The organism is Actinopolymorpha sp. B17G11, from assembly GCF_040196095.1.
Taxonomy (GTDB): domain Bacteria; phylum Actinomycetota; class Actinomycetes; order Propionibacteriales; family Actinopolymorphaceae; genus Thermasporomyces.
In genome coordinates, this window is the sequence record NZ_JBEFTW010000009.1 from 81376 (window position 1) to 104929 (window position 23554).

26 protein-coding genes are annotated in these 23554 nt (G+C 69.7%); 19 read left to right on the forward strand and 7 right to left on the reverse strand.

Annotated elements, in window-relative coordinates:
- Positions 1-14 precede the first annotated feature (14 nt).
- On the reverse strand, positions 15-800 hold the full coding sequence (locus ABN028_RS12165) for an NAD-dependent epimerase/dehydratase family protein (RefSeq protein ID WP_349696667.1): 786 nt from the start codon (positions 798-800) through the stop codon (positions 15-17).
- A 150-nt stretch (positions 801-950) separates the two neighbouring features.
- Entirely contained in the window at positions 951-1670 is a 720-nt protein-coding gene (locus ABN028_RS12170) for a class I SAM-dependent methyltransferase (protein WP_349696668.1), read from the reverse strand.
- Positions 1671-1872: 202 nt separating this feature from the next.
- Between ABN028_RS12170 and ABN028_RS12175 the strand changes: the two genes are divergently transcribed.
- From ABN028_RS12175 to ABN028_RS12195, 5 genes are all read left to right on the forward strand, one after another.
- Positions 1873-3243: a sensor histidine kinase gene (locus ABN028_RS12175; protein WP_349696669.1), complete on the forward strand. Its 1371-nt coding sequence runs from the start codon at positions 1873-1875 to the stop codon at positions 3241-3243.
- A complete protein-coding gene (locus ABN028_RS12180) occupies positions 3240-3959 on the forward strand; it encodes a response regulator (RefSeq protein WP_349327180.1) in 720 nt (239 codons plus the stop codon). Before ABN028_RS12175 ends, ABN028_RS12180 begins: the two co-directional genes overlap by 4 nt.
- A complete protein-coding gene (locus ABN028_RS12185; protein WP_349327181.1) occupies positions 3952-4206 on the forward strand; it encodes a hypothetical protein in 255 nt (84 codons plus the stop codon). Before ABN028_RS12180 ends, ABN028_RS12185 begins: the two co-directional genes overlap by 8 nt.
- A 3-nt stretch (positions 4207-4209) precedes the next feature.
- On the forward strand, positions 4210-5277 hold the full coding sequence (locus ABN028_RS12190) for an alpha/beta hydrolase (protein ID WP_349696670.1): 1068 nt from the start codon (positions 4210-4212) through the stop codon (positions 5275-5277).
- Between the two features lie 228 nt (positions 5278-5505).
- Complete coding sequence (locus tag ABN028_RS12195; RefSeq protein ID WP_349327184.1) at positions 5506-6132, forward strand: DUF1707 and DUF4870 domain-containing protein; 627 nt, start codon at positions 5506-5508, stop codon at positions 6130-6132.
- On the opposite strand, the gene ABN028_RS12200 is transcribed toward ABN028_RS12195, so the two are convergent.
- Positions 6129-6611, reverse strand: a complete 483-nt coding sequence (locus ABN028_RS12200; protein WP_349327186.1) for a VOC family protein — start codon at positions 6609-6611, stop codon at positions 6129-6131. The genes ABN028_RS12195 and ABN028_RS12200 overlap by 4 nt on opposite strands.
- A 205-nt stretch (positions 6612-6816) precedes the next feature.
- Here ABN028_RS12200 and ABN028_RS12205 point away from each other — a divergent pair, with 205 nt between their 5' ends.
- Positions 6817-8013 carry an MFS transporter gene (locus ABN028_RS12205; RefSeq protein WP_349327187.1) on the forward strand — a complete coding sequence of 399 codons (1197 nt, stop codon included), beginning with the start codon at positions 6817-6819 and terminating at the stop codon, positions 8011-8013.
- 589 nt (positions 8014-8602) lie between these two features.
- Here the strand turns inward: ABN028_RS12205 and srmL are convergent.
- Positions 8603-9739 carry a PheS-related mystery ligase SrmL gene (srmL, locus tag ABN028_RS12210; RefSeq protein WP_349696671.1) on the reverse strand — a complete coding sequence of 379 codons (1137 nt, stop codon included), beginning with the start codon at positions 9737-9739 and terminating at the stop codon, positions 8603-8605.
- 492 nt (positions 9740-10231) lie between these two features.
- On the opposite strand from srmL, the gene ABN028_RS12215 reads away from it, so the two are divergent.
- The 5 genes from ABN028_RS12215 (at position 10232) to ABN028_RS12235 (ending at position 14757) form a co-directional block, all read left to right on the forward strand.
- Positions 10232-11305, forward strand: coding sequence for an ABC transporter ATP-binding protein (locus ABN028_RS12215; protein WP_349327189.1), 1074 nt, complete (start codon positions 10232-10234; stop codon positions 11303-11305).
- Complete coding sequence (locus ABN028_RS12220) at positions 11302-12099, forward strand: ABC transporter permease (protein ID WP_349327190.1); 798 nt, start codon at positions 11302-11304, stop codon at positions 12097-12099. Before ABN028_RS12215 ends, ABN028_RS12220 begins: the two co-directional genes overlap by 4 nt.
- 235 nt (positions 12100-12334) lie before the next feature.
- Positions 12335-13774, forward strand: a complete 1440-nt coding sequence (locus ABN028_RS12225; protein ID WP_349696672.1) for an NAD-dependent malic enzyme — start codon at positions 12335-12337, stop codon at positions 13772-13774.
- Between the two features lie 85 nt (positions 13775-13859).
- Entirely contained in the window at positions 13860-14423 is a 564-nt protein-coding gene (locus tag ABN028_RS12230) for a YqgE/AlgH family protein (RefSeq protein ID WP_349327192.1), read from the forward strand.
- Positions 14424-14487: 64 nt separating this feature from the next.
- Positions 14488-14757 carry a DUF3039 domain-containing protein gene (locus tag ABN028_RS12235; protein ID WP_349327193.1) on the forward strand — a complete coding sequence of 90 codons (270 nt, stop codon included), beginning with the start codon at positions 14488-14490 and terminating at the stop codon, positions 14755-14757.
- A gap of 150 nt (positions 14758-14907) precedes the next feature.
- On the opposite strand, the gene ABN028_RS12240 is transcribed toward ABN028_RS12235, so the two are convergent.
- Positions 14908-15060, reverse strand: coding sequence for a hypothetical protein (locus ABN028_RS12240; RefSeq protein ID WP_349327194.1), 153 nt, complete (start codon positions 15058-15060; stop codon positions 14908-14910).
- 253 nt (positions 15061-15313) lie between these two features.
- Here ABN028_RS12240 and ABN028_RS12245 point away from each other — a divergent pair, with 253 nt between their 5' ends.
- Positions 15314-15709, forward strand: coding sequence for a VOC family protein (locus ABN028_RS12245; RefSeq protein WP_349696673.1), 396 nt, complete (start codon positions 15314-15316; stop codon positions 15707-15709).
- Between the two features lie 12 nt (positions 15710-15721).
- Here ABN028_RS12245 and ABN028_RS12250 read toward each other — a convergent pair whose 3' ends face one another.
- On the reverse strand, positions 15722-16057 hold the full coding sequence (locus ABN028_RS12250) for a hypothetical protein (protein ID WP_349696674.1): 336 nt from the start codon (positions 16055-16057) through the stop codon (positions 15722-15724).
- Positions 16058-16348: 291 nt separating this feature from the next.
- Between ABN028_RS12250 and ABN028_RS12255 the strand changes: the two genes are divergently transcribed.
- The 6 genes from ABN028_RS12255 (at position 16349) to ABN028_RS12280 (ending at position 21504) form a co-directional block, all read left to right on the forward strand.
- Positions 16349-18286: a DEAD/DEAH box helicase gene (locus tag ABN028_RS12255; protein WP_502879177.1), complete on the forward strand. Its 1938-nt coding sequence runs from the start codon at positions 16349-16351 to the stop codon at positions 18284-18286.
- Positions 18283-18927, forward strand: coding sequence for an O-methyltransferase (locus ABN028_RS12260; RefSeq protein WP_349696675.1), 645 nt, complete (start codon positions 18283-18285; stop codon positions 18925-18927). The genes ABN028_RS12255 and ABN028_RS12260 overlap by 4 nt, the downstream gene beginning before the upstream one ends.
- A gap of 75 nt (positions 18928-19002) precedes the next feature.
- On the forward strand, positions 19003-19341 hold the full coding sequence (locus tag ABN028_RS12265; RefSeq protein ID WP_349327200.1) for a hypothetical protein: 339 nt from the start codon (positions 19003-19005) through the stop codon (positions 19339-19341).
- Positions 19341-20351 (forward strand): WXG100-like domain-containing protein, encoded by a 1011-nt coding sequence (locus tag ABN028_RS12270; RefSeq protein ID WP_349696676.1) that lies wholly within the window; start codon positions 19341-19343, stop codon positions 20349-20351. Before ABN028_RS12265 ends, ABN028_RS12270 begins: the two co-directional genes overlap by 1 nt.
- Complete coding sequence (locus ABN028_RS12275; RefSeq protein ID WP_349696677.1) at positions 20351-20986, forward strand: pentapeptide repeat-containing protein; 636 nt, start codon at positions 20351-20353, stop codon at positions 20984-20986. Before ABN028_RS12270 ends, ABN028_RS12275 begins: the two co-directional genes overlap by 1 nt.
- 29 nt (positions 20987-21015) lie before the next feature.
- A complete protein-coding gene (locus tag ABN028_RS12280; protein ID WP_349696678.1) occupies positions 21016-21504 on the forward strand; it encodes a YbaB/EbfC family nucleoid-associated protein in 489 nt (162 codons plus the stop codon).
- Here the strand turns inward: ABN028_RS12280 and ABN028_RS12285 are convergent.
- Positions 21501-21995 carry an Lrp/AsnC family transcriptional regulator gene (locus ABN028_RS12285; RefSeq protein WP_349696679.1) on the reverse strand — a complete coding sequence of 165 codons (495 nt, stop codon included), beginning with the start codon at positions 21993-21995 and terminating at the stop codon, positions 21501-21503. The two genes, ABN028_RS12280 and ABN028_RS12285, sit on opposite strands and share 4 nt — an antisense overlap.
- A gap of 195 nt (positions 21996-22190) precedes the next feature.
- Between ABN028_RS12285 and hppD the strand changes: the two genes are divergently transcribed.
- Complete coding sequence (gene hppD / locus ABN028_RS12290; RefSeq protein WP_349327206.1) at positions 22191-23510, forward strand: 4-hydroxyphenylpyruvate dioxygenase; 1320 nt, start codon at positions 22191-22193, stop codon at positions 23508-23510.
- Positions 23511-23554: the final 44 nt, after the last annotated feature.

The following is a 23554-nucleotide window of genomic DNA, read 5'->3' on the forward strand; positions in this document are numbered from 1 at the left end:
TTTCTCGGCGCGTGTCAGGTCGTACGGTCGAGCGGCTGCCAGCCCAGGAGCTCGCCTGCCTTGCGGATCGAAACCGTCCGCCCGGCCGCGTCGCCGGAGATGCCGAACGCCTCGAAACCGTGTCCCCGATACTCCAGACCGGCGAGGATGGCCGCCGCAGTGTCCCGAGCGGACGTACAGATGGTCTGCCGGATCGGGCTCTCGGTCCGTGGGAACTCGGCGTCGGCCGTCGGATGGCAGAGTCGAAGGGCGACCACGCTCATACCCCAGGCGGCGACGGCGTTGCGACAGACCTCCTCGCCGAGCCGCTTCGCCAGGCCGTAGAAATCGGTGGCGTCGGGCGGCGTCGACTCGTCCGGATAGCGCGGCGGGCCGGCTGGCGCACCATCGTTCGTACCGACCGGTGCTCCATCCTCGGTGCCGTGCGTGCCCGCGCGGCCGTCGTATCGCAGGGCGAACACCGACATGCTGCTGGTGTAGACGGCGTGGTCGACTCCCGCGTCGTGGGCCGCGGCGAGTGCGGCATAGAGGCCGGGGACCGCGACGTCGAGGTGCGCCTGGGCGTTCTCGGGGCTTCCCCAGCCCGAGAGCGGCCCCATCGCCATGAACACCAGGGCGTCGATCCCGTCGAAGGACCGGCGTACGGCGGCGACGTCGCGCAGGTCACCCGGAAGGTACTCCACCTCGACACCCGCGATCGGCGGCTTAAGGTCGAACACGGCCAGGTCGTGATGCTCGGCGAGATAGGGGAGTACGAGACTCCCGACATGGCCCGACCCACCGATGACGAGGACTCGCACAAGGTCTCCCTCCGCCGGTCAAGGCGGACCAGTGGTCCACCGGACGATCGCGAACTGCCGACACTCGACCGTACGACGGGACCGATCCCCCGCGACAGGGGCCGTCCCGCGACGGGCTCGTCCCCGCCACGGGCGAACCCCGTGACCTGCTCATCGCGGCGCAGGGGGCCGGACCTGGCCGGCGCGGAAGAACACCATGGGGTTGGCGGTACGTGTGCCGATCGGCTCGACGAGGCCCAGTCGGACCCGGTGCCCGTCCAGTCGGGCATGGGTGTCCGGCGCCTTCGCCCGCGCCGCCGTGAAGAACGGCATCCCTCGGTCGGCGAGCCGCCGGACCAGCACCGCTCCCTCGCTGAACGGCCAGGGCCTCCTGCCGTGGAACACGTCGTGCACACTCACCGGCGTCTCGGGTGCGACCCGCGGCAGGAGCCGGTCGAGATACCACCGGGCGGACCGACCGCTGTGCGCTGCGTCGATGAACAGGTAGCCGATGCCGTACGGCAGCCGATCGACATGTCCGCGGACATCACCGTGCACGAACGTCCACCGCCGCGCCGACAGTTCGGGCGGCACATTGCGTACCGCATGGTCGACCCGGTCGTAGGTGTGCAGGTGCCCGCGGCCGCTGTCGCGGAGCGCCCGCAGGATCCAGGTCGTGGACCAGCCGTGCAGGGCGCCGATCTCGACGACGATGCTCGGCCGAAACTCGCGGAGCAGCAGGTAGGTGATCTCGGCCTCGATGTCGTCGAGTTGTGCCTTCATGTGGGGCAGCGATGCGCGGAGTTCCCGCTGTTCCTTGCGGGCGACCAGCAGTGCGTCGGCGTGCTTGTCGTACAACCTGGCAACGAAACGTTCCGTGATCTCCGGCATGGGTCCTCCCGTGGCGTCCAACGGACTCGTCGGTCCGGCTGCCGGGACGCTAGGGCGGTGGTGGGGCCGATCTCGTCGTACGACGGAGGGAAACACCACCACGACGGGAGGCCGTGCTCACCGTGGCGAGGTGATACCTCGGAGCTACGGGACATCCCCTGGGTGCGGGTTGGGGTTGCCCCCGAGCTCTAGGCTGGCGCCGATGACAAGGCAACGGCGGGCAAGAACGCTGGCCGGTGTGGGATTGACCACGACCGGCTGGTGGCGTCGCCCCCTGCTGACGACCGCCGCGATCGCGTTGACGCTGATCCTCGGTGCCGCTGGCGCGACGTTCACCCGCACCAACTACGAGCTGGTCGGCTATGCGCCGGAGTTCGCGATCTGGTTCGCCGTGTGGCAGGCGATGCCGGTCCTCATCGCGCTCTTCCGTCCGTTCGTCGGCTGGTCGGCGTTCATCGCCTCGGTTTTTGTCGTGCCGTTGGCGGTGCGGCCGATCGATCCCTCGGAACCGTGGCCGCTGCTCCCGACGGCGTTGATCGCCTACCTGGTCGTGCAGTACGCCGTCGCGCGTCGCCACCGGCTGCTGGTCGCGGTGCCGACGTGGCTGCTGGGCGTCCTGTCCGTGATGGTGGTCGCCGACACCGGGGCAGAGCGGTTGGACGCCGGCCAGGACGTCTTGTTGTTCACCCTGCTGTCGGCGTTCGCGCTCGTCGTGGGCACGTCGGTGCGGCTCTGGGAGCGGGCCCAGGTGCGCCTCGCCGAGGAGGAACGCCTCACCGAGGGCGAACGCTCGCGCCGGCTCCTGCTTGAGGAACGCGCTCGCATCGCGCGCGAGATGCACGACATCGTGGCGCACCACATGTCGATGATCGCCGTGCAGTCCTCGACCGCGGAGTACCGCCTGGACGGCCTCACGCCGTCGGCCCGGGAGGAGTTCGCGTCGATCGGTCGGGCGGCGCGGGAGTCGATGACCGAGATGCGCCGGCTCCTGCGGGTCCTCCGCGACGAGGACGACGACCGGCCGCGTACCCCGCAACCCGGGGTCGACGATCTCGCTCAGCTCGTCGACGCGACGATCCGGGCGGGTACGCCGGTAAGCCTCGCGGTCGACTCCGTGCCACCCGGCCTGCCTGAGCTGGTCGGCCTGACGGCGTACCGCATCGTGCAGGAGGCGCTGAGCAACGTCGTACGCCACAGCCCGGGTGCGACGACTCGCGTCGGCATGAGATGCGACGACGGTGGGCTGGTCGTCGCCGTCGAAAACGACCAGCCGCCTGAGCCGGTCGCCCCCGTGGAGGCGCCACGGGCCGGTCACGGGCTGGCCGGGATGCGGGAACGTGTCCAGATCCTCGGTGGCGATCTCGAGACCGGCCCGCGCGCGGGCGGCGGTTTCGCCGTCAAGGCGACCTTGCCGCTGCGTCCGGCCACCGACCGGTCCGCGCCGGCGGACGGGGAGGTCGTGGGGAGCCGAGTTTCCGGCAACGCTGGCGGGACGAGGGCGGTCAACGAGGAGACCAGCTTCCAGCGGGCCACCTCCGGCGGCCGATCCATCGGCGAACGGAGGGGAAGGTGAACATCCGGGTACTCATCGTCGACGACCAGGCGATGGTCAGGGCAGGCTTCGCCGCGCTCCTCGCCGCGCAACCCGACCTCGAGGTGGTCGGTGACGCCGGTGACGGCGGCTCCGGGGTGGCGATGGCGCGACGGCTGCGTCCTGACGTCGTCCTCATGGACATCCGGATGCCTGAGCTCGACGGGCTCGAGGCGACCCGGCAACTCCTCGACCCTCCCCGTGGCGTCGAGCACCGGCCGCGGGTCCTGATGCTCACGACGTTCGACGTCGACGACTACGTGTACGAGGCGCTTCGGGCGGGCGCGAGTGGGTTCCTGCTCAAGGACGCTCCACCGGCGGACCTCATCGGTGCCGTCCGCGTCGTGGCCGCCGGAGAGGCGTTGCTCGCGCCGACGGTGACCCGGCGGCTCATCGAGGAGTTCGCCCGCGCCAGGCCGGCCGTGCGTACCCGCTCGCCGCGGCTCGCCACGCTGACCGCCCGCGAACGGGAGGTGTTCACCCTCATCGCCCGCGGCTGCTCCAACACCGAGATCGCCACCCACCTCGTGGTCGCGGAGCAGACCGTCAAGACACACGTGGGCCGGATCTTCACCAAGCTGGACCTGCGCGACCGTGCGCAGGCGGTCGTCTTCGCGTACGAGAGCGGGCTGGTCGCCCCTGGCGCGGGCGAGGTCGGGACAGGTTCGGCGCGCGGTGTGCGTGGGGTACGTGGCTGACGGCGGCCCCGGCACGATCATCGCCAAGGCGGCGGTTGGCTTGTGGCGATTCGTACCGTATGAGGGGGCAGATCTTGATCATCGGCCGAGCCTGGACGCCGCCCTGGTGGGTGAAGGTGCGGCTGGCCTAACCTTGCGGCGCTACGCCGAAGGCAGCACTCCAGGGGGATTTCTCGGCACCTACCCGGTCCGTACCGTTCCGATGCGGGTCGTACTCGACGGCCGGCAAGGGAACGGAGGAACGTAGCCGATGGCCCGGACACGACGAATCGTGGTGGCCGCGCTGGCGACTGTGGTGCTCGCCAGCGGTGCGGGTCCCAGTGCACAGCCCACGATCGCCGGCGACGTCCTGACCAGCTTCCCGGGAGCCGCGGCGTGGCGTGCGGCGCGCCAGGCGGGCCTGCCGATGCGAGCTGCCGTCAGCGCCTCCCCGGCAGCGGTGGCCGACTTCTTCGACTCGCTGCCACTCACCGAGGGCGGAGCCCTTGCTCGCCGGTTCCCGGCCATCGTCGGAAACCTCGACGGAGCCCCTCCCGGACTCCGGTACGCCGCCAACCAGAAGGAGGCCGCGAGCCAGGGAGTCGACCACCGGATCGATCTTCGCGGCCGGCAGTTCCTGGCCCTCGATCCGCGGGACCGCGGCCTGGCGGTGGAGGTCGTCGGTGACCTGCGTACCGCCGACCGCGTTGCCGTCATCGTGCCTGGCGCCGGAGCAGACCTGGACCATCTGGACACCCGCGGCGGGGTCGCCGCCAGTGCGCGTGCGCTGCTGGCCGAGGCGGAACGCCAGGAGCCGGGCACCAACCTCGCGGTGGTCGCCTGGGCGGGTTACCCCACGCCGAACGAACCGGATCCGTCGGCCATGCAGGGTGACCTCGCCCGTGACGGGGCCAGGCGTCTGCATCGTTTCCTTGCCGGGTTGGCGGCCTACACTTCCGCGCCGATCGGGCTCTTCTGCCACAGCTACGGTTCCGTGGTCTGCGGGATGACCCCGTTGCCGAAGCAGGTCAGCGACATCGTGGTGTACGGAAGTCCCGGCGTACGTCATGCCACCGCGACCGGACTCTCCCGGACCGCACGGGTCTGGGCCGCCCTCGCCGACAGTGACCCGATCCGGTGGCTTCCGGCGATGCGGTTCGGCGACTATGGGCACGGTCCCAACCCGGTCGATCCGGCGTTCGGCGCGCGGGTGATGGCGACATCGGGCGCGCAGGGCCACAGCGGCTACGTCGACATCGGAAGCGAGTCACTTCGCAACTTCGCCCGGATCGCCCTCGACCGGACCACGGAGGTCAGTCTCACGGCGCCCAACCGATGAGCCGCGCTCGGCTGTGCCAATCGCGGAGACGCCAGGAGACCGGCGTCGGCATCCATGATCATCAACAGGTCGCCGCCCGGCAGACCCCTCGACGTCCATGATCAATGGTGCTCCTGCCCGCCGGCGAGGTTCGCCTGCGCCGGGCCGTCCGTCGGTGGTGTCGTGGTCAGGGAAGCGTTCAGGGACTTACCGGATGTCCGTCCAGCCGGTCGCGGCGACGATGGGGGCATGAGCCAGCCTCCACCGCCGTCGCGGCGCGACAATCCACTCGAGCCGACCGCCCAGGCGCTGCGGGTCTCTGACGAGGAACGCGAGCAGGCGGTGCAGATGGTGCAGAACGCCTATGCCGAAGGCCGGATCGACCACTCCGAACTGGATCATCGCGTGGGGGAGGCGTTGAACGCGCGCGACCGGTCCGACCTGTCCGGCGCGTTGCGCGGGCTTCCGCCAGCGCCTCAGCGGACGGCTACGCGGAGCGCGGGGGTACCTGCGCCTGGCCCCGACGCTTCCCCGCCTGCTCCGTCGGGGAGCGAACGACTGTGGGCCCTCGCGGCACACTGGTCCGGGATCTTCACGTTGTTCGTCGTACCCGCGTTGATCGCGATGACCAAGGGCAGAACGTCGGAGTTCGTGCGTACGCAGGCATGGGAGGCCGCGAACTTCCAGCTCACGTTCATCGGCGCCAACATCGCGGTCGGGATGGCGACCGCGTTCACCTTCGGGCTTGCCGGCCTGCTCTTCGTCCCGCTCGCGATGGTGTGGCTCGTCCTCACGGGCATGGGTGGGTTGTCCGCCGCCGTGGGCAACCGCTGGCGCTACCCGTGGAATGTCCGCGTCCTCGGCGGAGGACACTAGGGGGTATCCGGTGGATCTTGGCCGGGCTCGCGCCGGCCGGCGTACTGCTCCTCGAACCGCTGGGCATCCGCGCGCAGATCCTCGGACCACCGATCGGCGGGCAGGGGTGAGTTGAGCTCGACGACGTTGCCGTCGGGATCGCGCAGGTGCAGGGTGCGAATGCCCCAGCCTGGTTGATCCTTCGGGCCTGCGACGACCGCCACACCCATGGCGCGCATGGCCTGTGCGGTCCGGTCTACGTCGTCGACGCGGAACACCAGTGCCACCCGGTCGCGATCACCGCCGCCGAGCGATCCGCTGACCTCGACCTGGGCCGAACGGCTGAACAACGCGAGGTCGTTACTGCCCTCACCGGCCGTGAAGTCGGCGTATCCCGAACCTTCCTCGCCCCAGTACGGCCGAAGACCGAGGACGTCGCGGTACCACCGAAAGCAGGCGTCGTACTCATCGACAAGTAACCGGAGGTGGGTCATGCGCATCGGTGGGACCGTCCTTCCGTGGACCGCCGGCAGGATCATGAGCGCCACACACGGTGCAGACCGTACGCCCGCCCACCGACAGCGCAGGTCGTGCCGGACCACGGGCAGCCCGGGCCGTGCCGGACCACGGGCAGCGCACGGTTAGGGTCGCCAGGTGATGCGCGCGACCTCGCCGTCACGTGAGGTAAGACGTGCACGCCTCGCGGTGACCGTGACCTTCCTCGTCCACGCGGCGACCTTCGCGACGTGGGCTCCCCGCATCCCGTCCATCAAGCAGGGGCTCGGGCTCGACCACGACGATCTGGGCATCGCGCTCGGTGGGCTCGCGGTGGGCCTGCTCATCGGCACGCGTCTCACCGGGCGGATGGAGAAACGTGGCCGGACCGGTCTGGCGATACGGATCCTCGTGCCCGCGCAGTCGGCCGCACTGATCGCACCGGCGTACGCCATCGACCTCCTCACCCTGACCGTCGCCCTCGCGTTCCTGGGGCTGCTCGGCGGCATGCTCGACGTCGCCATGAACGCCCACGCCGTCGCGGTCGAACGCCTCTACCGCCGGCCGATCATGTCCGGGTTCCACGGTGCGTGGAGCATCGGGTCGATGGTCGGCTCGGCGATCGCCGCGCTCGTGGCCCGCGAGGGCGTCGACGTACGCCTCCACTTCATCGTGGCGGGGGTGCTGGTCGCGGTGGTCAGCGCGCCGTTCCTGACCGGTCTGCTCAAGCCTGATCGCGAGGCCGCCATCACCGGACATGACGTCGCCACCTCGCAGGCGGCCCGGCCGCCGGCCGCGCTGTTCGTCGTGATCATGATGGCGGTGATGGGGTTCGGATCGTTCCTCGGCGAGGGCGCGATCGCCGACTGGAGTGCGGTCTACCTGAACGAGAACCTCGGCACGTCGGTGGCATTCGCGGCGCTGGGCCTATCGGTCTTCTCCGGGGCGATGGCGGCGTCGCGGCTGGTGGCGGACCGGATCGGCACCCGGTTCGGTCCCGTCGTCGTGGCCAGGGCCGGGGCGGCGATCAGCGCCGTGGGCTATGTGGTCTTCCTGCTGTCGCCGTCGCCCGTCCTTGCTCTCATCGGCTTCTCGCTCGCGGGATTCGGTCTCGGACCGGCGGTGCCGGTGGTGTTCAGCGCCGCGGGCAACACGCGGACCAGACGGCGGTCGTCGGTCCTGGGGCCGGTCGTCTCCGCGGGATACGTCGGAGCGGTCGTCGGGCCGGTGGTGATCGGGGTGGTCGCGCAACACGTGGGGCTGGCATGGGCGCTGGCGATTCCGCTGGGGTTCGTCGTACTGATCATCGTCGCGGCGGGTCTGCTCCGAGGGGCGGCCGGGGGTGCGGGGACGGAGTCCGCGGACGTCGCGATTCACGCCCACGGCCCGGCGACGACCGACGGCTGAGCCACGCATCTGCGTGGCGTCGTCACGGCCGCCGTGATGGAGACAGGGCCGTGATGGAGACAGGGCCGTGATGGAGACAGGGCCGTGATGAAGACAGGGCCGTGATGAAGACACGGGCGGCAGTGCGCACACCCTTCACCGGCGTCGCCGTGGTCGGGTGCGGCGTCGTTCGGGCCGTTCCGGACTGTCGCGACGTTCTCCTGGCAGCACAGGCCACGGCCCGGCCGCCGGCGAGGCGATGAGCAAGGCGAGTGCGTCGATGGAGGCGATGGTCGCTACCGCCGCGGCCGGGCCGGGGTCGCTGCCTCCGATCGGCGGACTCACGGCATCGAGCTGTCGTCATATGGGGACCCGGTTTGGTCGGCCTCGGTCATGATCATGCACGAGAAACCGGTGGCTGCGGGGAGTCGAAACCACCGGTTTCCCGCGCATGATCATGACCGAGGCGACCCCCGGGCCACCCGCTGCGCTCACCCCCGGGCCACCCGCTGCGCTCACCTCCGGGTCACCCGCTGCGCTCACCTCCGGGTCACCCGCTGCGCTCACCTCCGGGTCACCCGCTGCGCTCACCTCCGGGCCGCCCACCGGCTCACCCCCGGGCCGCCCACTGGGTGGCCGTGCCTTCGTGGAGGGCGGCGTAAACGCGGTCGCGGAGTTCGTTCGCCTCGCCATCGGTAAGGGTCCGGTCCAGCGGACGCAGGACCAGCCGGATCAACAGGTTCCGCTGGCCGGGACCGATTCCGAGGCGTTCCCGCGCCGCCGCCGGCAGGTCGTCGTACCACGTCGCGCTCAGCACCTCGACGGTCTCCGCGGCGTCGGCGTCGCTACCGAGGGCGTCGCGCACGCGGTCGCCCAGCACCTCCTCGTCGACGTCGGGACCGACCACGATCGACAGGTCCCGGCGTACCGGCGGCATGTGCGAGACGGGACGGTACGGCGCGAGGTCGAGCATCTGCGCGGCCACCCGGGGATCGGTCGACCGCAGCAGCCGGATGTCGGGAATCCCTTTGCGCAGCATGAGCAACCGGTCGAGCCCGAGGCCCATCGCGAGGCCCGACCACGGCGGTATGTCGAGGCCGGAACGACGCAGCACGGCAGGTCCCGCCAGCCCGCACTCGCCGATCTCGATCCACTGGTCGTGCCAGCGGACGTCGATCTGCCGCCCGCCTTCGGTGTACGGATGGACCTTCGGAATCGTCTGCCATATCGCTCCAGGCAAGGCGGCATCGACAACGAGCCCGATCATCTCCTCCAGGTCCGCGTCCTCACACCCGGGACCCTGGCGCAGCCGCCACAGGTCCAGCTGCTGCGGGGTTCCGGTGTGCTGCCAGTCGACCGCGTCACGCCGGTAGCAGACGCCGGGGGTCGCGATCAGCAGGTCGCGAGGTGGGGTGGGTTCGGCCGCCAGCGCGCGAAGGGCACCGGGAATGGCGGCCGTGGAATGGCTCCGCAGGACGTGGCCGGCGTCCACGTACCGCGTGTACCGCTCCTCCCGCGTCACCGCGTCAGGGGCGTAGCCGAGGTTGTCGTAGTTGTCCGCCATGGTGACGACCGGACTCGTGCGTACGACGCGAAGATCGCCACGCCACGCCTCGGTGAGTGACGTGACGAGGCTGTCAACGATGGCTTGCATGGCATGGGGGCCGTGCGCCGGATCGGCGAGGTCGCGGAGGTCGAGACAGCGCCGCAACTCGGCGGCGGACAGGTGGGCAGGTGAGATCGACACGGGAATCTCCTTGTGAGGAAGGTGGTCGGCGCACGCGTCGGCGCAGCCTCGGCGCTGGGCACGGAGGTGTCGCACACCCCGGTCGGCCGTGGAGATTCCGGTGAGGCAGGACGACGGCCCGCTCGCGAGAAACGGTCCGATCACGTCCCGGTCCGATCGAGGCCGCGCGGACCACGGCGGCCAGATGGACGGGTCAGACCAGGAGATCGTCAGATCGCAGAGCGCACCAGGCGGCTCACCCCGACGGCACCACTGTGCCGGCCGGGGCGAAGAAATCGCCTACTTCCTACGTCCACCCGTCCAGTGTAGGGGAGAACGGAAACGACGGCCCCTCCTCCTCAGGGTGGAGAGCCGGCCGGGACAAACTCGGCCTGCCGATCCAGATCCCGGCCCATCGGTACGCATACGGTGAAGAACCCGGGGAAGGCAGGCCGGTCAGAACCGGTACCCGAAACCACGATGCGGCCGGAGGCCGCATCCGGAGGAGACACTGTGGCACGGATCGAGGCGACCAACCTCACCAAGCGGTACGGCTCCAAGCTCGCCGTCGACGGACTCTCCTTCACGGTCGAGCCGGGTGTAGTCACCGGCTTCCTCGGCCCCAACGGCGCGGGCAAGTCGACGACGATGCGGCTCATGCTCGGCCTCGACCACGGGCCGGGTGAGACGACGTTCGACGGCAAGCACTACGGCGACCTGCACCATCCGATGCGTCACGTCGGGGCGGTGCTCGAGGCGAAGGCGTTCCACCCGACCCGTACTGCGCGTAACCATCTCAGGATGCTCGCGGCGGCCAACGGGATCCCGCGTCAGCGGGTCGACGAGGTGCTGGAGTACGTCGGACTCACCGACGTGGCACGCAAGCGACCCAAGACGTTCTCCCTCGGCATGGGCCAACGACTGGGCCTCGCCTGCGCGCTGCTGGGCGACCCGCACACGCTGATCCTCGACGAGCCCGCCAACGGCCTCGACCCGCAGGGGATCACCTGGCTGCGCACCTTCCTCAAGTCGTACGCCTCCGGCGGGAAGACGGTGTTCGTCTCCAGCCACCTGCTCGCCGAGATGGCGTTGATGGCCGACCGGCTCGTCGTGATCGGGCTCGGCCGGTTGATCGCCGAGGGCAGCGTGGACAGCTTCGTCCACTCGGTGTCGAGCCGGTCGGTTCTCGTGCGTACGCCTCAGCCGGAGCAACTGCTCGACGCGCTCAGGAACGTGGCCGCCACAGTGGAGCCGCAGCCCGACGGCGCCTACGTGATCAGCGGACCTGACCAGGCCAAGGTGGGCGAGCTGGCGTTCTCGGCAGGCGTCGTCCTGCACGAGCTGACGACGAAGACGGCCACGTTGGAGGAGGCGTTCCTCTCCGCGACCGGGGGAGCACAGGAGTACGTTGCCCAGCTCGGCGGCCCGCCAGGAGGGGGCCCGTCAGGGGGCGCAATGCCAGGAGGGGGCCCGTCAGGGGGCGGCCTGCCAGGGACCGGTGTTCCGCCGGCCGGACCGCCGACCGCCCCAGCGGCTGCGCCCGGACGCCACGCCGACGCCGAGACCACCAGGGGAGACGGCCGATGATCGACGCACTGCGATTCGAGTGGGTACGCATGCGTACCCTCCGTTCGACGTACTGGCTGACCGGCCTGGCCCTGCTGCTGAGCGCGGCGGTCGCGGGCATCATCGCCTGGGTCATGCGCGACGACCCGATCGACGCCGGTCAGGCCGGCGTGATTCTCACCGGCGGCACGGCGTTCAGCCCACTGCCGTTCACGGCTGTCTTCATGGGGATCATCGGGGTGTTCGCCTTCGGCCACGAGTATCGCCACGGCACGATCCTGTCGACGCTGACGGCCGCGCCGCGCCGCACCGCGCTGGTGGTCGCGAAGTGTGTCGTCCTCGCGGTGTGGTCCTTCGTGGCCGCCGCCGTCAGCGTCGGCCTCAACTGGACGGTCGCCCGCGCGCTGGCGGGCCAGTCGCTGCCCGTCACCGACGACCCCGCGGGTCCGGCGCTGATCGGATATCTCGGCTACGTGGTGCTGTGGGCGTTGCTGGGCCTCGGCCTGGGGTCGCTGCTGCGGAACCTCCCGGCCGCGATCGTGATCCTGCTCGTCGTCCCCCTCGTCGTGGAGCCCCTGATCAGCGCGCTCGCACTCCTGCCGGCGCTCGAGTCGATCCGCGACTTCGTCTACTACCTGCCGTTCACGGCCGGCAACGCCATGTCGCAGTCGGTGGATCCGTCGGCGTTCGGCGGGGGCGCGGAGTCGCCGTTCGGGGACGCGCCGGGACGGGCGACCAGCGCGGTGACGTTCACCGCGTGGGTGGCGGTCATCCTGGCGCCGGCCATCGCCCTCTTCCACCGCCGCGACGCCTGACTCCCGCGCGCCCGACAGCTCCGGGGATGCCGCCCCGCGGGGGAAACCATGCACGCCATTTCTTGGGCGATGCACGCCGAACTTGCCGTGCATCGTGGGGAATGATCACGCAAACGTGATCATTCCCCGTCCCAGCGGCGGGCGGGGGTGACTGGGCTGGAAGGGCGGGCAGTGAGACGATCGGAGCCGCAGCAGACCACCACCTGCGGATCAGCGTTCGTCAGAGAGGACGGCCGTGGCCTCGGTTCCGAGCATCTCGTACTCCATCACCGTACGACTGGAAGTCCCCGCCGGCGGGCGGGCGGTCAGTGAGCTCACGGCCGCCGTCGAGCACGCGGGCGGCAGCGTCACCGCACTCGACGTCACGGCCTCTGGCCACGAACGTCTCCGGATCGACGTCACCTGTGCGGCCACCGACACGGCCCACGCCGACCAGCTCGTCGAGGTCCTGCGTGAGGTCGCCGGCGTCACGATCCACAAGGTCTCCGACCGGACCTTCCTCATGCACCTCGGCGGCAAGATCGAGATGCAGGCGAAGCACCCGATCCGCAACCGTGACGACCTGTCGATGGTCTACACACCCGGCGTCGCCCGGGTTTCCCAGGCGATCGCCCGCAACCCCGACGACGCCCGCCGACTCACCATCAAGCGCAACAGCATCGCCGTGGTAAGCGACGGCTCAGCCGTACTCGGGCTCGGCAACATCGGCCCGCAGGCAGCCCTGCCGGTGATGGAGGGCAAGGCGGCACTGTTCAAGCGGTTCGCCGGGATCGACGCCTGGCCGATCTGTCTCGACACCCAGGACGCCGACACGATCGTCGAGGTCGTCCGGTGCATCGCCCCCGGCTTCGCCGGTATCAACCTCGAGGACATCTCGGCCCCCCGCTGTTTCGAGATCGAACGCCGGCTGCGCGAACAGCTCGACATCCCCGTCTTCCACGACGACCAGCACGGCACGGCGATCGTGGTCCTCGGCGCCCTCACCAACGCCCTGCGCTTCGTCGGCAAGGACATCGCCCAGATCCGCATCGTCATGTCCGGCGCGGGCGCGGCCGGCAGCGCGATCCTGCGCCTGTTGCTCGCGGCGGGGGCGAAGGACGTCATCGTCGCCGACGTCGAGGGGGTGATCCACGCCCGACGCGACGGACTGTCGCCGGAGCTGCGCTGGATCGCCGACCGTACGAACCACGCACAGTATGCCGGCGATCTTCGCGGATCGGTCGCCGACGCGGACGTCTTCGTCGGCGTCTCGGCGCCGAACATCCTCACCGGCGCCGACATCGCGACGATGAACCCGGGCGCGATCGTGTTCGCGCTCGCCAACCCCGATCCCGAGGTCGACCCGGCACAGGCCCGGGAGCACGCGACGGTGGTCGCGACCGGCCGCAGCGACTACCCCAACCAGATCAACAACGTCCTGGCGTTCCCTGGTGTCTTCCGCGGGCTGCTCGACGCGCACAGCCACAAGGTCGACGAGGGCATGCTGCTCGCGGCCGCCCAGGCGATCGCCGCCGTTGTCACCGACGACGAGCTCAACGCCAACTACGTGATCCCGAGCGTCTTCCACCCGGACGTCCACGGTGCGGTGGCGGCGGCGGTGCGCTCTGCCGTCTCCGCGAGTGCGGCGGGCGCGCCAGGTGCCGGTGGGGCGGCGGGCGCGACCGGCGGGAGCTGACGGCGTGGAGCGCAGGTCCGCTCGTCTGACGGCGTGGAGGGCAGGTCCGCTCGTCTGACGGCGTGGTACGCGAGATCATGAACCTATGAGCAAGGAGTACTACACCGGGCAGCTCCTGGTCGCCTCCCCGGTCCTGCGCGACCCGAACTTCGCACGGAGCGTCGTTCTCCTGCTGGACCACGACAGCGACGGTGCACTGGGCGTCGTCGTCAACCGGCCCACCGAGCTGCCGGTCACGTCCGTGCTCGAGTCGTGGACGGGCCTGGTCTGCGAACCCGACGTCCTGTTCCAGGGCGGTCCGGTGGCGACGGACTCCGCCCTCGGCCTGGCCGAGCTGCCTGCGGGTGTCGGCGGAGGCCCGGTCGGGTGGAAGCGGCTCTACGACCGGCTCGGGCTGGTCGATCTCGACGCCCCGCCGGAACTACTCGCCGGTGGTCTCGAGGTCCTCCGAGTTTTCGCCGGTTACGCCGGGTGGGCGCCTGGCCAGCTCGAGCTCGAGATCAAGGACGGCGGGTGGTACGTCGTGGACGCCGAGCACGGTGACGCGTTCACCGCTGATCCCGCCGGGCTGTGGCGCCGCGTCCTCCGCCGCCAGCGGGACGAGCTGGCCCTGGTCGCGACGTTCCCCGACGACCCGACCATGAACTGACACCCGATCGCCAGGGCCGCGCGACCCGTGATCCCGGTGGCTACCCGTGACTACACTGGCCGGCGTGAGTACGCAGCTGAGCCCCGGTGCACAGACGGTCGAAGAGACGCGCACGGTCCCGTCGCACGGCGACGACGGCGATCACGAGCGCTTCTCCCATTACGTGCCTAAGGACAAGCTCGTCGACGCGATGGTCACCGGAACCCCGGTGATCGCGCTCTGCGGCAAGGTGTGGGTGCCGAGCCGGGACCCGGAGAAGTATCCGGTCTGCCCGGAATGCAAGGAGATCTGGGAAGGCATCCCCAAGGGCGGCGACGGCGACGGCGAGTCCTGAGGTTCCGGCCTCATCCCCAGAGCTGGCAGCAAGTGTGAGGGCTGACGATCCCGCCTCAGCCCAGAGCCGGCAGCCGCGGTGAGGGCTGAGGCTCCCGCCTCAGCTCCCTGCCTCAGCCGAGGGTCCCTGGCTCAGCCGAGGGTCACTGCCTCAGCCGAGGGCTGTCGGCGACTCGTCGTTCCACTGGCGGCGGCGTTCGCGGTCGGCACACACGGCCTCCCACGCGTTGCGCCGTGCGGCGCGGGTGTCGAAGACCGGGAGTCGCACGGCGAGGCCGCCCACGAGACCGCGGGCGGCCGCCATGGCACTTCGCCGCGATGTGACTGCCGGTCTCCGCGTATGAGTGGTTGCGGTCGCGGAACGTGCCATGGCGGCCTTCCTTCCGACGGCGTTTACTGCTGCCCCCATGCTTTCCGCGCTATGTTGCGTCCTGATTGCCGCGGGGTCAAACCCCGTCGACGGCAGGTCGGCAAAACCGTGCCAGGCCAGGGGATTCGGCCGCAGTTCGTACCGGAGACAGCTGGTCGGCATCGGAACTGTACGACAGGCTTCAGCCATGACTATCCGAATTCAGTGCCTGGTCATCGATTCGGGAGAACCTGCGGCGCTTGCCCGTTTCTGGGCGTCCGCACTTGGCTGGCGGGTGACGTACGAAGACGATGCCGAGTCGGTCGTCGAACCACCGGAGAACAGCGGCCTGGTCGACGTCGTACCCGACCTACTCTTCGTCAAGGTCGCCGACGAAAAGCGCGGCAAGAACCGGCTGCACCTCGACCTTCGCCCGGCCGACCAGGACGCCGAGGTCGAGCGCCTGCTTGCACTCGGTGCGCGGCGCGTGGACATCGGTCAGGCCGAGGCGCGCTGGGTGGTGTTGGCCGATCCCGAGGGCAACGAGTTGTGTGTCCTCCCGCCGCGCCAGCCCGAGGCGTCCGCCCAGCGGGAAGGACCCTGACCACGCGCAGCCTCAGGGTTGGGCTCGGGACGTTGCCTGGCGGTTGGTCCCTCCCGACACCGGCGCGGTCGTACGCCGCCGGGTCGGACGCCTGGTCGAACGGCCGGCGGGAGTCCCTGCCGGGTGTCTGGTCGCGTTGAGGGTGAGTTCGACCACGTCGTTCCACTGCTGGCGGCGTTGCAGGTCGGCGCAGACCGCCTCCCAGGCGTTGCGCTGCGCGGCGTCGCCGTCGAGGCCGGGGAGGCAGGCGACCATCCGTCCGACGACCCTCCGCGCGGTGTCCACGAAGCTTCGTGGTGCGGGTGGTACGGATGTCGCGCCAGACCCCGCTGCGGCATCGTCGGCCATCGTTGCTCCTCAGTGCGTCCCCCCGACATGGCGTGTGCGCCGAGGTCGGTCTCTGCTCCGATATTCCCCACACTCGGTTGCCAGATGATTACAGGTTGGTCAAGCCTCCTCAAGGAAATCGCCGAAGGCCGCGCCGCGTCGCGGACCCACCAGCCATCCACCTACCAGTGCGGCCCGGATATCAAACCGCCGCGACGGCAGGACCGTCCGGGCCCGGCGGGACATGTCCGCGGGCCGGGTTAGGCTCGCGCAGATTCGTCGGTATGTCCTGCTCGATCGGAAGGGACGGGTGTGACAGCGTCCGGGTCGACAAGCCAGCTTCGCCAGACCGCCGTTCCAGGACCGTGGGGACACCTCCGCGGATGGCAACAGGAGGCACTCGAGCGTTACCAGGCGGCCAGCCCGCGCGACTTCCTCACGGTCGCGACGCCAGGCGCGGGCAAGACCGCCTTCGCGTTGACCGTGGCCGCCGACCTGCTCGCCCGCCGGGTGGTCGAACGCCTGATCGTCGTCACTCCGACCGAGCACCTGAAACGCCAGTGGGCCGACGCTGCGACTCGCGGAGGGATCGCGCTCGATCCGGCGTTTTCCGGACGCAAGGGGCGCACCAGCCGCGACTACGCCGGTGTGGTCGTGACCTACGCCGGTGTGGCGGCGGCGACGCTCGCCCTGCGGGTGCGCTGTGAACGGTTCAAGACGCTCGTCATCCTCGACGAGATCCATCACGCGGCCGACGCGCTCACCTGGGGCGACGCGGTGCGGGAGGCGTTCGAGCCCGCGACCAGGCGGCTCAGTCTCACCGGCACGCCGTTTCGCAGCGACACCAACCCCATTCCGTTCGTCACCTATGTGTCCGACACCGACGGCGCGCCGCGCAGTGCCGCCGATTACAGCTACGGCTATGGGCCGGCACTCGCCGACGGGGTCGTGCGACCGGTTCTGTTCCTCGCGTACTCCGGCGATCTTCGGTGGCGCACCAGTGCCGGCGACGAGGTGGCAGCCAGGCTCGGAACCCCGCTCACCAAGGACATGGCGGCCCAGGCGTGGCGTACCGCGCTGGATCCGGCCGGCGACTGGATCCAGTCCGTGCTGCGAGCCGCCGACACCAGGCTCACCGAAGTACGCCGGCACGTGCCCGACGCCGGCGGCCTGGTGATCGCGACCGACCAGGAGTCGGCCCGCGCCTACGCCAAGATCCTCGGCAAGATCGCCGGTGAACGACCGGTCGTCGTGCTGTCCGACGAACCGAGCGGCAGCAAACGAATCGGGGAGTTCGCCGCCGACGAACGCCGCTGGATGGTCGCCGTGCGCATGGTGAGCGAAGGTGTCGACGTCCCGCGGCTGGCCGTCGGCGTCTACGCGACCGCCACCCAGACGCCGCTGTTCTTCGCACAGGCGGTGGGGCGTTTCGTGCGGGCGCGACGACGTGGCGAGACGGCGTCCCTGTTCCTGCCGACGGTCCCGGTGCTGCTGCAGTACGCCGCGGAGATGGAGACCGTCCGCGACCACGTCCTGGGCAAGCCGGTCCATGACGACGACGACATCTTTGCCGCCGAGGAGGCGCTGCTCGCAGAGGCGGCGCGGGGCGACTCCGAGGCCGACCTGCTGGAGGAGAAGCGGTTCCAGGCGCTGGGATCGCAGGCGGCGTTCGACCGGTTGGTCTACGACGGCAACGAGTTCGGGGGAGAGCTGGGCGCGGACGAGACGGAGTTCCTCGGCATTCCCGGGCTGCTGGAGCCGCATCAGGTCAGCGAGCTGCTGCGTCGGCGGCGTACGTCTCCTTCGCCCTCCGCCGACGCACGCGGCGCCGACGACGGGTGGGGCAACGGCGGCGGGTGGCTCCGCAGGTACGGAGCGCGCCGCGCCCGGTCCGGCGTACGAACAGTTGGGGGTCCTCCGCCGCGAACTCAACGGCCTGGTCGCCGCCTGGCACCATCGCACCGGCCAGCCGCACGGCGCCATCCACGCCGAGTTGCGCCGGGTCTGCGGCGGACCGCTCGCGATCCAGGCGTCGGCCGAACAGTTGCAGGACCGGATCGACATGATCAGGTCCTGGGCTACCGCTCGCCGTTCCTGACGCGGCCCGGACCAGGTGCCGGCCGCCCGCAGGTCCCGGGCTGGTCGGCTCGGGGCGACCCACGACGCTGGCCAACATCCGCCCACGCCACGTGGTGTCGCACACAGTCGGCCACACCGCACCCACGATCGTGCTGTACTGCGGTCTCATGACCGAGCAGACATCGCAAGCCGCCCTTGACGACTATCTCGCCGGGCGGTTCTGGGCAGAAGACCAGCTCCTGAAGGACCTGCGCGCCGACATCGCCGCGCGTGCGCCGCGGATCAACATCAGCCCCGAGGCCGGCGCGACCCTCGCCACCCTGGTCCACGCCGTCAAGGCCACCAGGATCCTCGAGGTCGGCACCCTCTTCGGCTACAGCGGGACCTGGCTCGCCCGCGCGCTCCCCGACGAAGGTCACCTCGACACTCTCGAACTCTCGCCGGTCCACGCCGAAGCCGCACGGGAGTGGTTCGACCGGGCTGGCGTCGGTGACAAGGTGACCGTCCACCTGGGAGACGCGGGGGAGACGCTCGCGTCGCTGGATGGTGCGTACGACATGGTCTTCATCGACGCCGACAAGGAGGGCTACCCGAGCTATCTCGACCACGCCCTGCGCCTGGTCCGGCCCGGCGGGCTGATCCTTGCCGACAACATCCACCAGCGTGGCCGGCTGGCCGCTGCCTCCGAGGACGACGCCAGCGTGCGTGCCATCCGCACCTACGTCGAACGGATCGCCAGCGACCCGCGGCTGCGTTCGACCGTCCTGCCGCTCGGCGATGGCCTGTCGCTGTCCGTCGTCTCCGCGACCTGACCAGGAGCGGCAGTTGTCCACAGCGGCCGTGAGCAAGATCATTGCGGAGCGCGCTGATCTTGTTACGGTTCCGGCATGGCGGAGGTCCATGTACGTCCCGAAAGCATCCACCTTGCCGCGCGCAAGGTGGACGGGGCGGGCCAGGACTGGGGTGAGTCCGTCGAGGAGCTGACCTCACACATGGACGCCACCGGGGATCCGTACGGCGGCGACGGGCTCGGGAGTGCGCTCAAGGAGATGTACGAAGCGGCGGGCCCGGCCGCGTTGACCTACTTCGCCGAGACCGGATTCTGCGTCGTGGAGACGGCCGTCGCCATGAACCAGCTCGCTGATGCCTACACCAGGGTGGAGGCGGACAACACCGAGCAGGCCACCAGGGTCGAGGCCATCCTGGACAGCCTGGACACTCCCTGATGGGTCTCGAACTTCCGCCCGGTCTCGTCCAGGCCCTCCACTACGCCGGCTGCTACTGGCCGGAAGCCGACGAGACCGCGCTGCAGCGCTGCGGCGAGGCCTGGCTCGGCTTCGCCTTCAGCGCCGAGGGAAGCTCCGAGCAGGCGGTGCTCGCCGTCGACGGCATGGCCCGGGAGAACGAGGGACCGGGGATCGACGCGTTCGAGGACTACTGGGAGAAGGTCGCGGGCGAGCGCGGCTACCTCGTCAGCTCCGAGATCGTCGCCATCGGCATCGCGGTCGCGTTCTTCCAGGCGGCGATGCTGGTGTTGGTGCTGAAGCTGCTCGTCATCGTCCAGCTCATTGCCCTCACCATCATCCTCGCCGCCGCGATCGCCGCCGCGTTCTTCACGGTCGGCGCCTCGCTGGCCGTGGCGGCCGAGGCTGCCGTCACGGTGAACCGGGTGATCGTCATCGCGGTCCAACTCACGACCACGCTGGTACGCACGCTCGGTCCCGTGCTCGCACGGCTGGTCCGCGACCTCCTGAACGAACAGGTCCAGCGTCTCGACGGTCGGCCGATCCACGCGTCCGAACACGGAGTCGATGCGTACGAGACCCGCGAGGAACGCGAAGAAGCAGCCCACGAGTACGAACGCCGCAAGCATGAGTTGGCGATGGACCCAGCGCATGGCGGCGCGGCTAGCGACAAGAGTCGGCGCGAAGCCGAGGTGGCGCTCGCGCTCGAGGCGACCGGTACCGTTGAGCCACCGATGGAGCGGCCTCAGCACGCAGGTGCTGATTTCACAGATGGTTCGGGCCAGGATTGGGACGTCAAGCAGTTTGGTACCTACCCCGGCGAGCGTGGTACCTATGATCGGACTGATGCCGAATCAGCAATCCACTTGGAGTTGCAGGCAGGGGAGAACGTCGCCTTGGACACCAGCAAGCTCTCCGCTGAGGATTTCCAGGATCTCCAGGACCTCGTCGCCAATCACCCGGAGTGGGGTGACAAGGTGGTGATCTACTAGTGTCCGGCTCGATATCGCAATCAGAATTTGACACGCTCGTACGCGAACACGGGGAATGGAACCGGATAGGTCGCGACCACGGCCGACAGTTGGACCTCACGCGACGATCACTGCGCGGGTTGGACTTGCGCGGTGTCGCGTTGGACGGGTCGATTCTCATCGAGGCTGACCTCGCCGGGTGTGACCTGACCGGTGCCGATTTCACCCATGCCCTGATGATGGGTGCGAAGTTTCAAGGTGCGCGCCTTGTGGATGCTGATCTCTACAAGGCGAACCTGACCGAAGCAGATCTCAGCGGAGCGAATCTCAGCGCGGCGCGGCTGTTGCGCACGGATTGTCCTCGGGCCGTGATGGTCGAGGCGACCCTCGACCGCTGCGAGGTCACCAAGACTTTCTTTCTCCACACGGATTTGCGACGAGCCCAATTTCGAGGTGCCAGGTTCAGTCGTACCGGATTCAGCGAGGACAAGATCGGCGGTGCAGACTTCACGGGAAGTACGGGGTACATCCTCGAAGGGAGCACCGTTGTCGTCGAGGACGACGGCTCTCCGGTTGACGCGGTCGCGGCGTTGAACGCGGCGGGGGCGCAGGTGAGCGAATTCCGGCCCGGCCAACAGCCGGAGATCGGCGAATGAGCAACCCGTGGCGTGGCGGAGGAAGGCCGATGACGGATCCGTCTCGTGCGTCGCAGGACATCGTGAACCGGCTGCGCGAAGAGCTGGCGCGCCTCGAGCATGCGGCGCCACCCGATCAGCGGGACGCCGACCTGGACGCCGCTGGCGACGCCGGCGCCGATCCAACCGGTGGCGCGGGGTCGCCGACCGGCATCGGCGAGGCGCTCGACGGGAAGGTACGGATCACGGTGTCGGCTGGCCACGTCAGCGAGGTCGTATTGGAACCGCGTGCCCTGCGTACGCCGAGCGAGGAGTTGGCCGCGGCGATCCGTGACGCGACCAACGCGGCGATCGATGCGCAGAACGCCGAGGTGACCTCCGGACTCCCCGGTGTCCCTTCGCTGGCGGATCTCACCAGCACCCTCGACGAGTTCTCCGCCGAGTCGCTCAGGGCGATGGCGGAGTCCAGCCGGGGAATTCGTGACGCGATCGCGACCGTCCAGCGGATCTCCGAGCTCCACCGCCGCCGCCCGACCTAACTGTCGGGCGACGCGGATCCATCCGCTGCCTTCCCGAGCAGTGGCAGAGCGCGCGCAGGCACCTGCGTCGCCAGCGCGATCACGGTGGACGTACGCACGACACCTCCGCCGGCGAGCACCTCGTCGAGTACCCGCTGCAGGTCGGCGTTCGAACGCGCGACGAGCCGGACCATCATGTCGGCGCTCCCGGTGATGGTGTGCGCCTCCAGCACCTCCGGGATCGTCCGAAGGTGCCGGGCGACCACAGAGTGGCCGACGCCTTGTTGGAGCTCCAGCGTCGCGAACGCCGTCACGCCGAACCCGAGCGCTTCGGCGTCGATCTCGGGCCCCCATCCGCGCACGACACCGCTGCGCGCGAGCCGGTCGAGCCGGGCCTGTACGGTGCCGCGCGCGACACCGAGTCGGCGGGAGGCCTCGAGGACGCCGACCCGCGGTTCCCGGGCGAACAGGGCCACGATCTCGGCGTCGAGCCGGTCGACGGGTCCGGGCACGTTGTGCGCCTCCACAGCAAGGTTCCGCGTGAGTCAGGAAAGGCCGGCCTGGGAATGGGCACCCTGGACAGTGTGTCGCCTCATTCTGCCGTACGTCTGAACAGTATGACCAGCCAAACCTCAGACAGTTGCGCAAGTTGCTGACGTCGGACCAGGCTCGCGCCAGGAAGAGGCCAGCGAGAACAGGAGGCCGCCATGTCCGACAGCGACCGTTTCGCCGGTAGCCGTATCCCCAGTGAACGGGGAGACGCCCAGATCGGCGAGGCCACCAGCATCCCCGAGCAGGGCAGCCCGGGCACCAGCGCGCTCACCCCGCGCGAGCGGTCGGCGGATCTCCGTCTCGACCAACTCCGCGAGCTCGTCGGCCTGGTCGACTACGACGCCTCCCATGATCCTTTCCCGGTGACCGGGATGGACGCCGTGGTCTTCTGCGTCGGCAACGCGACCCAGACCGCGTCCTTCTACCAGCTCGCGTTCGGCATGGACCTGGTGGCCTACGCCGGGCCGGAGACCGGATACACCGACCCCGTGAGTGGGCGATCCGATCGCCGGTCGTACGTCTGCGAGTCCGGATCGGCGCGGTTCGTGTTCGAGGGCGGCGCCACTCCGGACTGCCCGCTGCTCGACCACCACCGCAGGCACGGCGACGGTGTCATCGACCTGGCGCTGGAGGTGCCCGACGTCGACAGGTGCGTCGCACACGCCCGCGCCCAGGGCGCCACCATCCTGCAGGAGCCGTACGACGACGCCGACGAACACGGAACGGTCCGCCGCGCCGCGATCGCCACCTACGGCGAGACCCGGCACAGTCTCATCGACCGCTCGCGCTACTCGGGCCCCTATCTACCCGGTTACGTCGAACGCCGTACGACCGTGACCCGCCCACCCGGGCACCCCAGGCGGTTGTTCCAGGCCGTCGACCACTGCGTCGGTAACGTCGAACTCGGCCGGATGGACTACTGGGTCGAGTTCTACCACCGGGTCATGGGGTTCGTGAACATGGCGGAGTTCGTGGGTGACGACATCGCCACCGAGTACTCCGCACTCATGAGCAAGGTCGTCGCCAACGGGAACCACCGGGTGAAGTTCCCCCTCAATGAGCCGGCCGTTGCCCGGAAGAAGAGCCAGATCGACGAATACCTCGAGTTCTACGCGGGGCCCGGGTGCCAGCACATCGCCCTGGCGACCAACGACATTCTCCGGGCGGTCGACGTTCTCCGGGCGAACGGCATCGAGTTTCTCGCCACTCCAGCGTCGTACTACGAAGACGAGGAGCTGCGAGCCCGCATCGGTTCCGTACGCGTACCCGTCGAGGAGTTGGCGAGGCGCGGCGTCCTCGTCGACCGCGATGAGGACGGCTACCTTCTCCAGATCTTCACGACGCCGGTCGGTGACCGCCCGACGGTCTTCTACGAGCTGATCGAACGGCACGGCTCGCTCGGATTCGGAAAAGGAAACTTCAAGGCGCTCTTCGAAGCCATCGAACGCGAACAGGAACGCCGCGGAAACCTCTGAGCGCACACCTTTGCGGCAGAAGCTTGAACCTTCTGCCTGGTGGG

What these genes read in the sequence shown, in the direction of transcription:
- ABN028_RS12190 (WP_349696670.1), top strand. Translation starts at nt 4,210, where the DNA reads ATGGCCCGGACACGACGAATCGTGGTGGCCGCGCTGGCGACTGTGGTG.
- ABN028_RS12175 (WP_349696669.1), top strand. Translation starts at nt 1,873, where the DNA reads ATGACAAGGCAACGGCGGGCAAGAACGCTGGCCGGTGTGGGATTGACC.
- ABN028_RS12240 (WP_349327194.1), bottom strand. Translation starts at nt 15,060, where the DNA reads ATGGCGGCCGCCCGCGGTCTCGTGGGCGGCCTCGCCGTGCGACTCCCG.
- ABN028_RS12245 (WP_349696673.1), top strand. Translation starts at nt 15,314, where the DNA reads ATGACTATCCGAATTCAGTGCCTGGTCATCGATTCGGGAGAACCTGCG.
- hppD (WP_349327206.1), top strand. Translation starts at nt 22,191, where the DNA reads ATGTCCGACAGCGACCGTTTCGCCGGTAGCCGTATCCCCAGTGAACGG.
- ABN028_RS12195 (WP_349327184.1), top strand. Translation starts at nt 5,506, where the DNA reads ATGAGCCAGCCTCCACCGCCGTCGCGGCGCGACAATCCACTCGAGCCG.
- ABN028_RS12250 (WP_349696674.1), bottom strand. Translation starts at nt 16,057, where the DNA reads ATGGCCGACGATGCCGCAGCGGGGTCTGGCGCGACATCCGTACCACCC.
- ABN028_RS12220 (WP_349327190.1), top strand. Translation starts at nt 11,302, where the DNA reads ATGATCGACGCACTGCGATTCGAGTGGGTACGCATGCGTACCCTCCGT.
- ABN028_RS12170 (WP_349696668.1), bottom strand. Translation starts at nt 1,670, where the DNA reads ATGCCGGAGATCACGGAACGTTTCGTTGCCAGGTTGTACGACAAGCAC.
- ABN028_RS12230 (WP_349327192.1), top strand. Translation starts at nt 13,860, where the DNA reads ATGAGCAAGGAGTACTACACCGGGCAGCTCCTGGTCGCCTCCCCGGTC.
- ABN028_RS12280 (WP_349696678.1), top strand. Translation starts at nt 21,016, where the DNA reads ATGACGGATCCGTCTCGTGCGTCGCAGGACATCGTGAACCGGCTGCGC.
- ABN028_RS12265 (WP_349327200.1), top strand. Translation starts at nt 19,003, where the DNA reads ATGGCGGAGGTCCATGTACGTCCCGAAAGCATCCACCTTGCCGCGCGC.
- ABN028_RS12270 (WP_349696676.1), top strand. Translation starts at nt 19,341, where the DNA reads ATGGGTCTCGAACTTCCGCCCGGTCTCGTCCAGGCCCTCCACTACGCC.
- ABN028_RS12200 (WP_349327186.1), bottom strand. Translation starts at nt 6,611, where the DNA reads ATGCGCATGACCCACCTCCGGTTACTTGTCGATGAGTACGACGCCTGC.
- ABN028_RS12260 (WP_349696675.1), top strand. Translation starts at nt 18,283, where the DNA reads ATGACCGAGCAGACATCGCAAGCCGCCCTTGACGACTATCTCGCCGGG.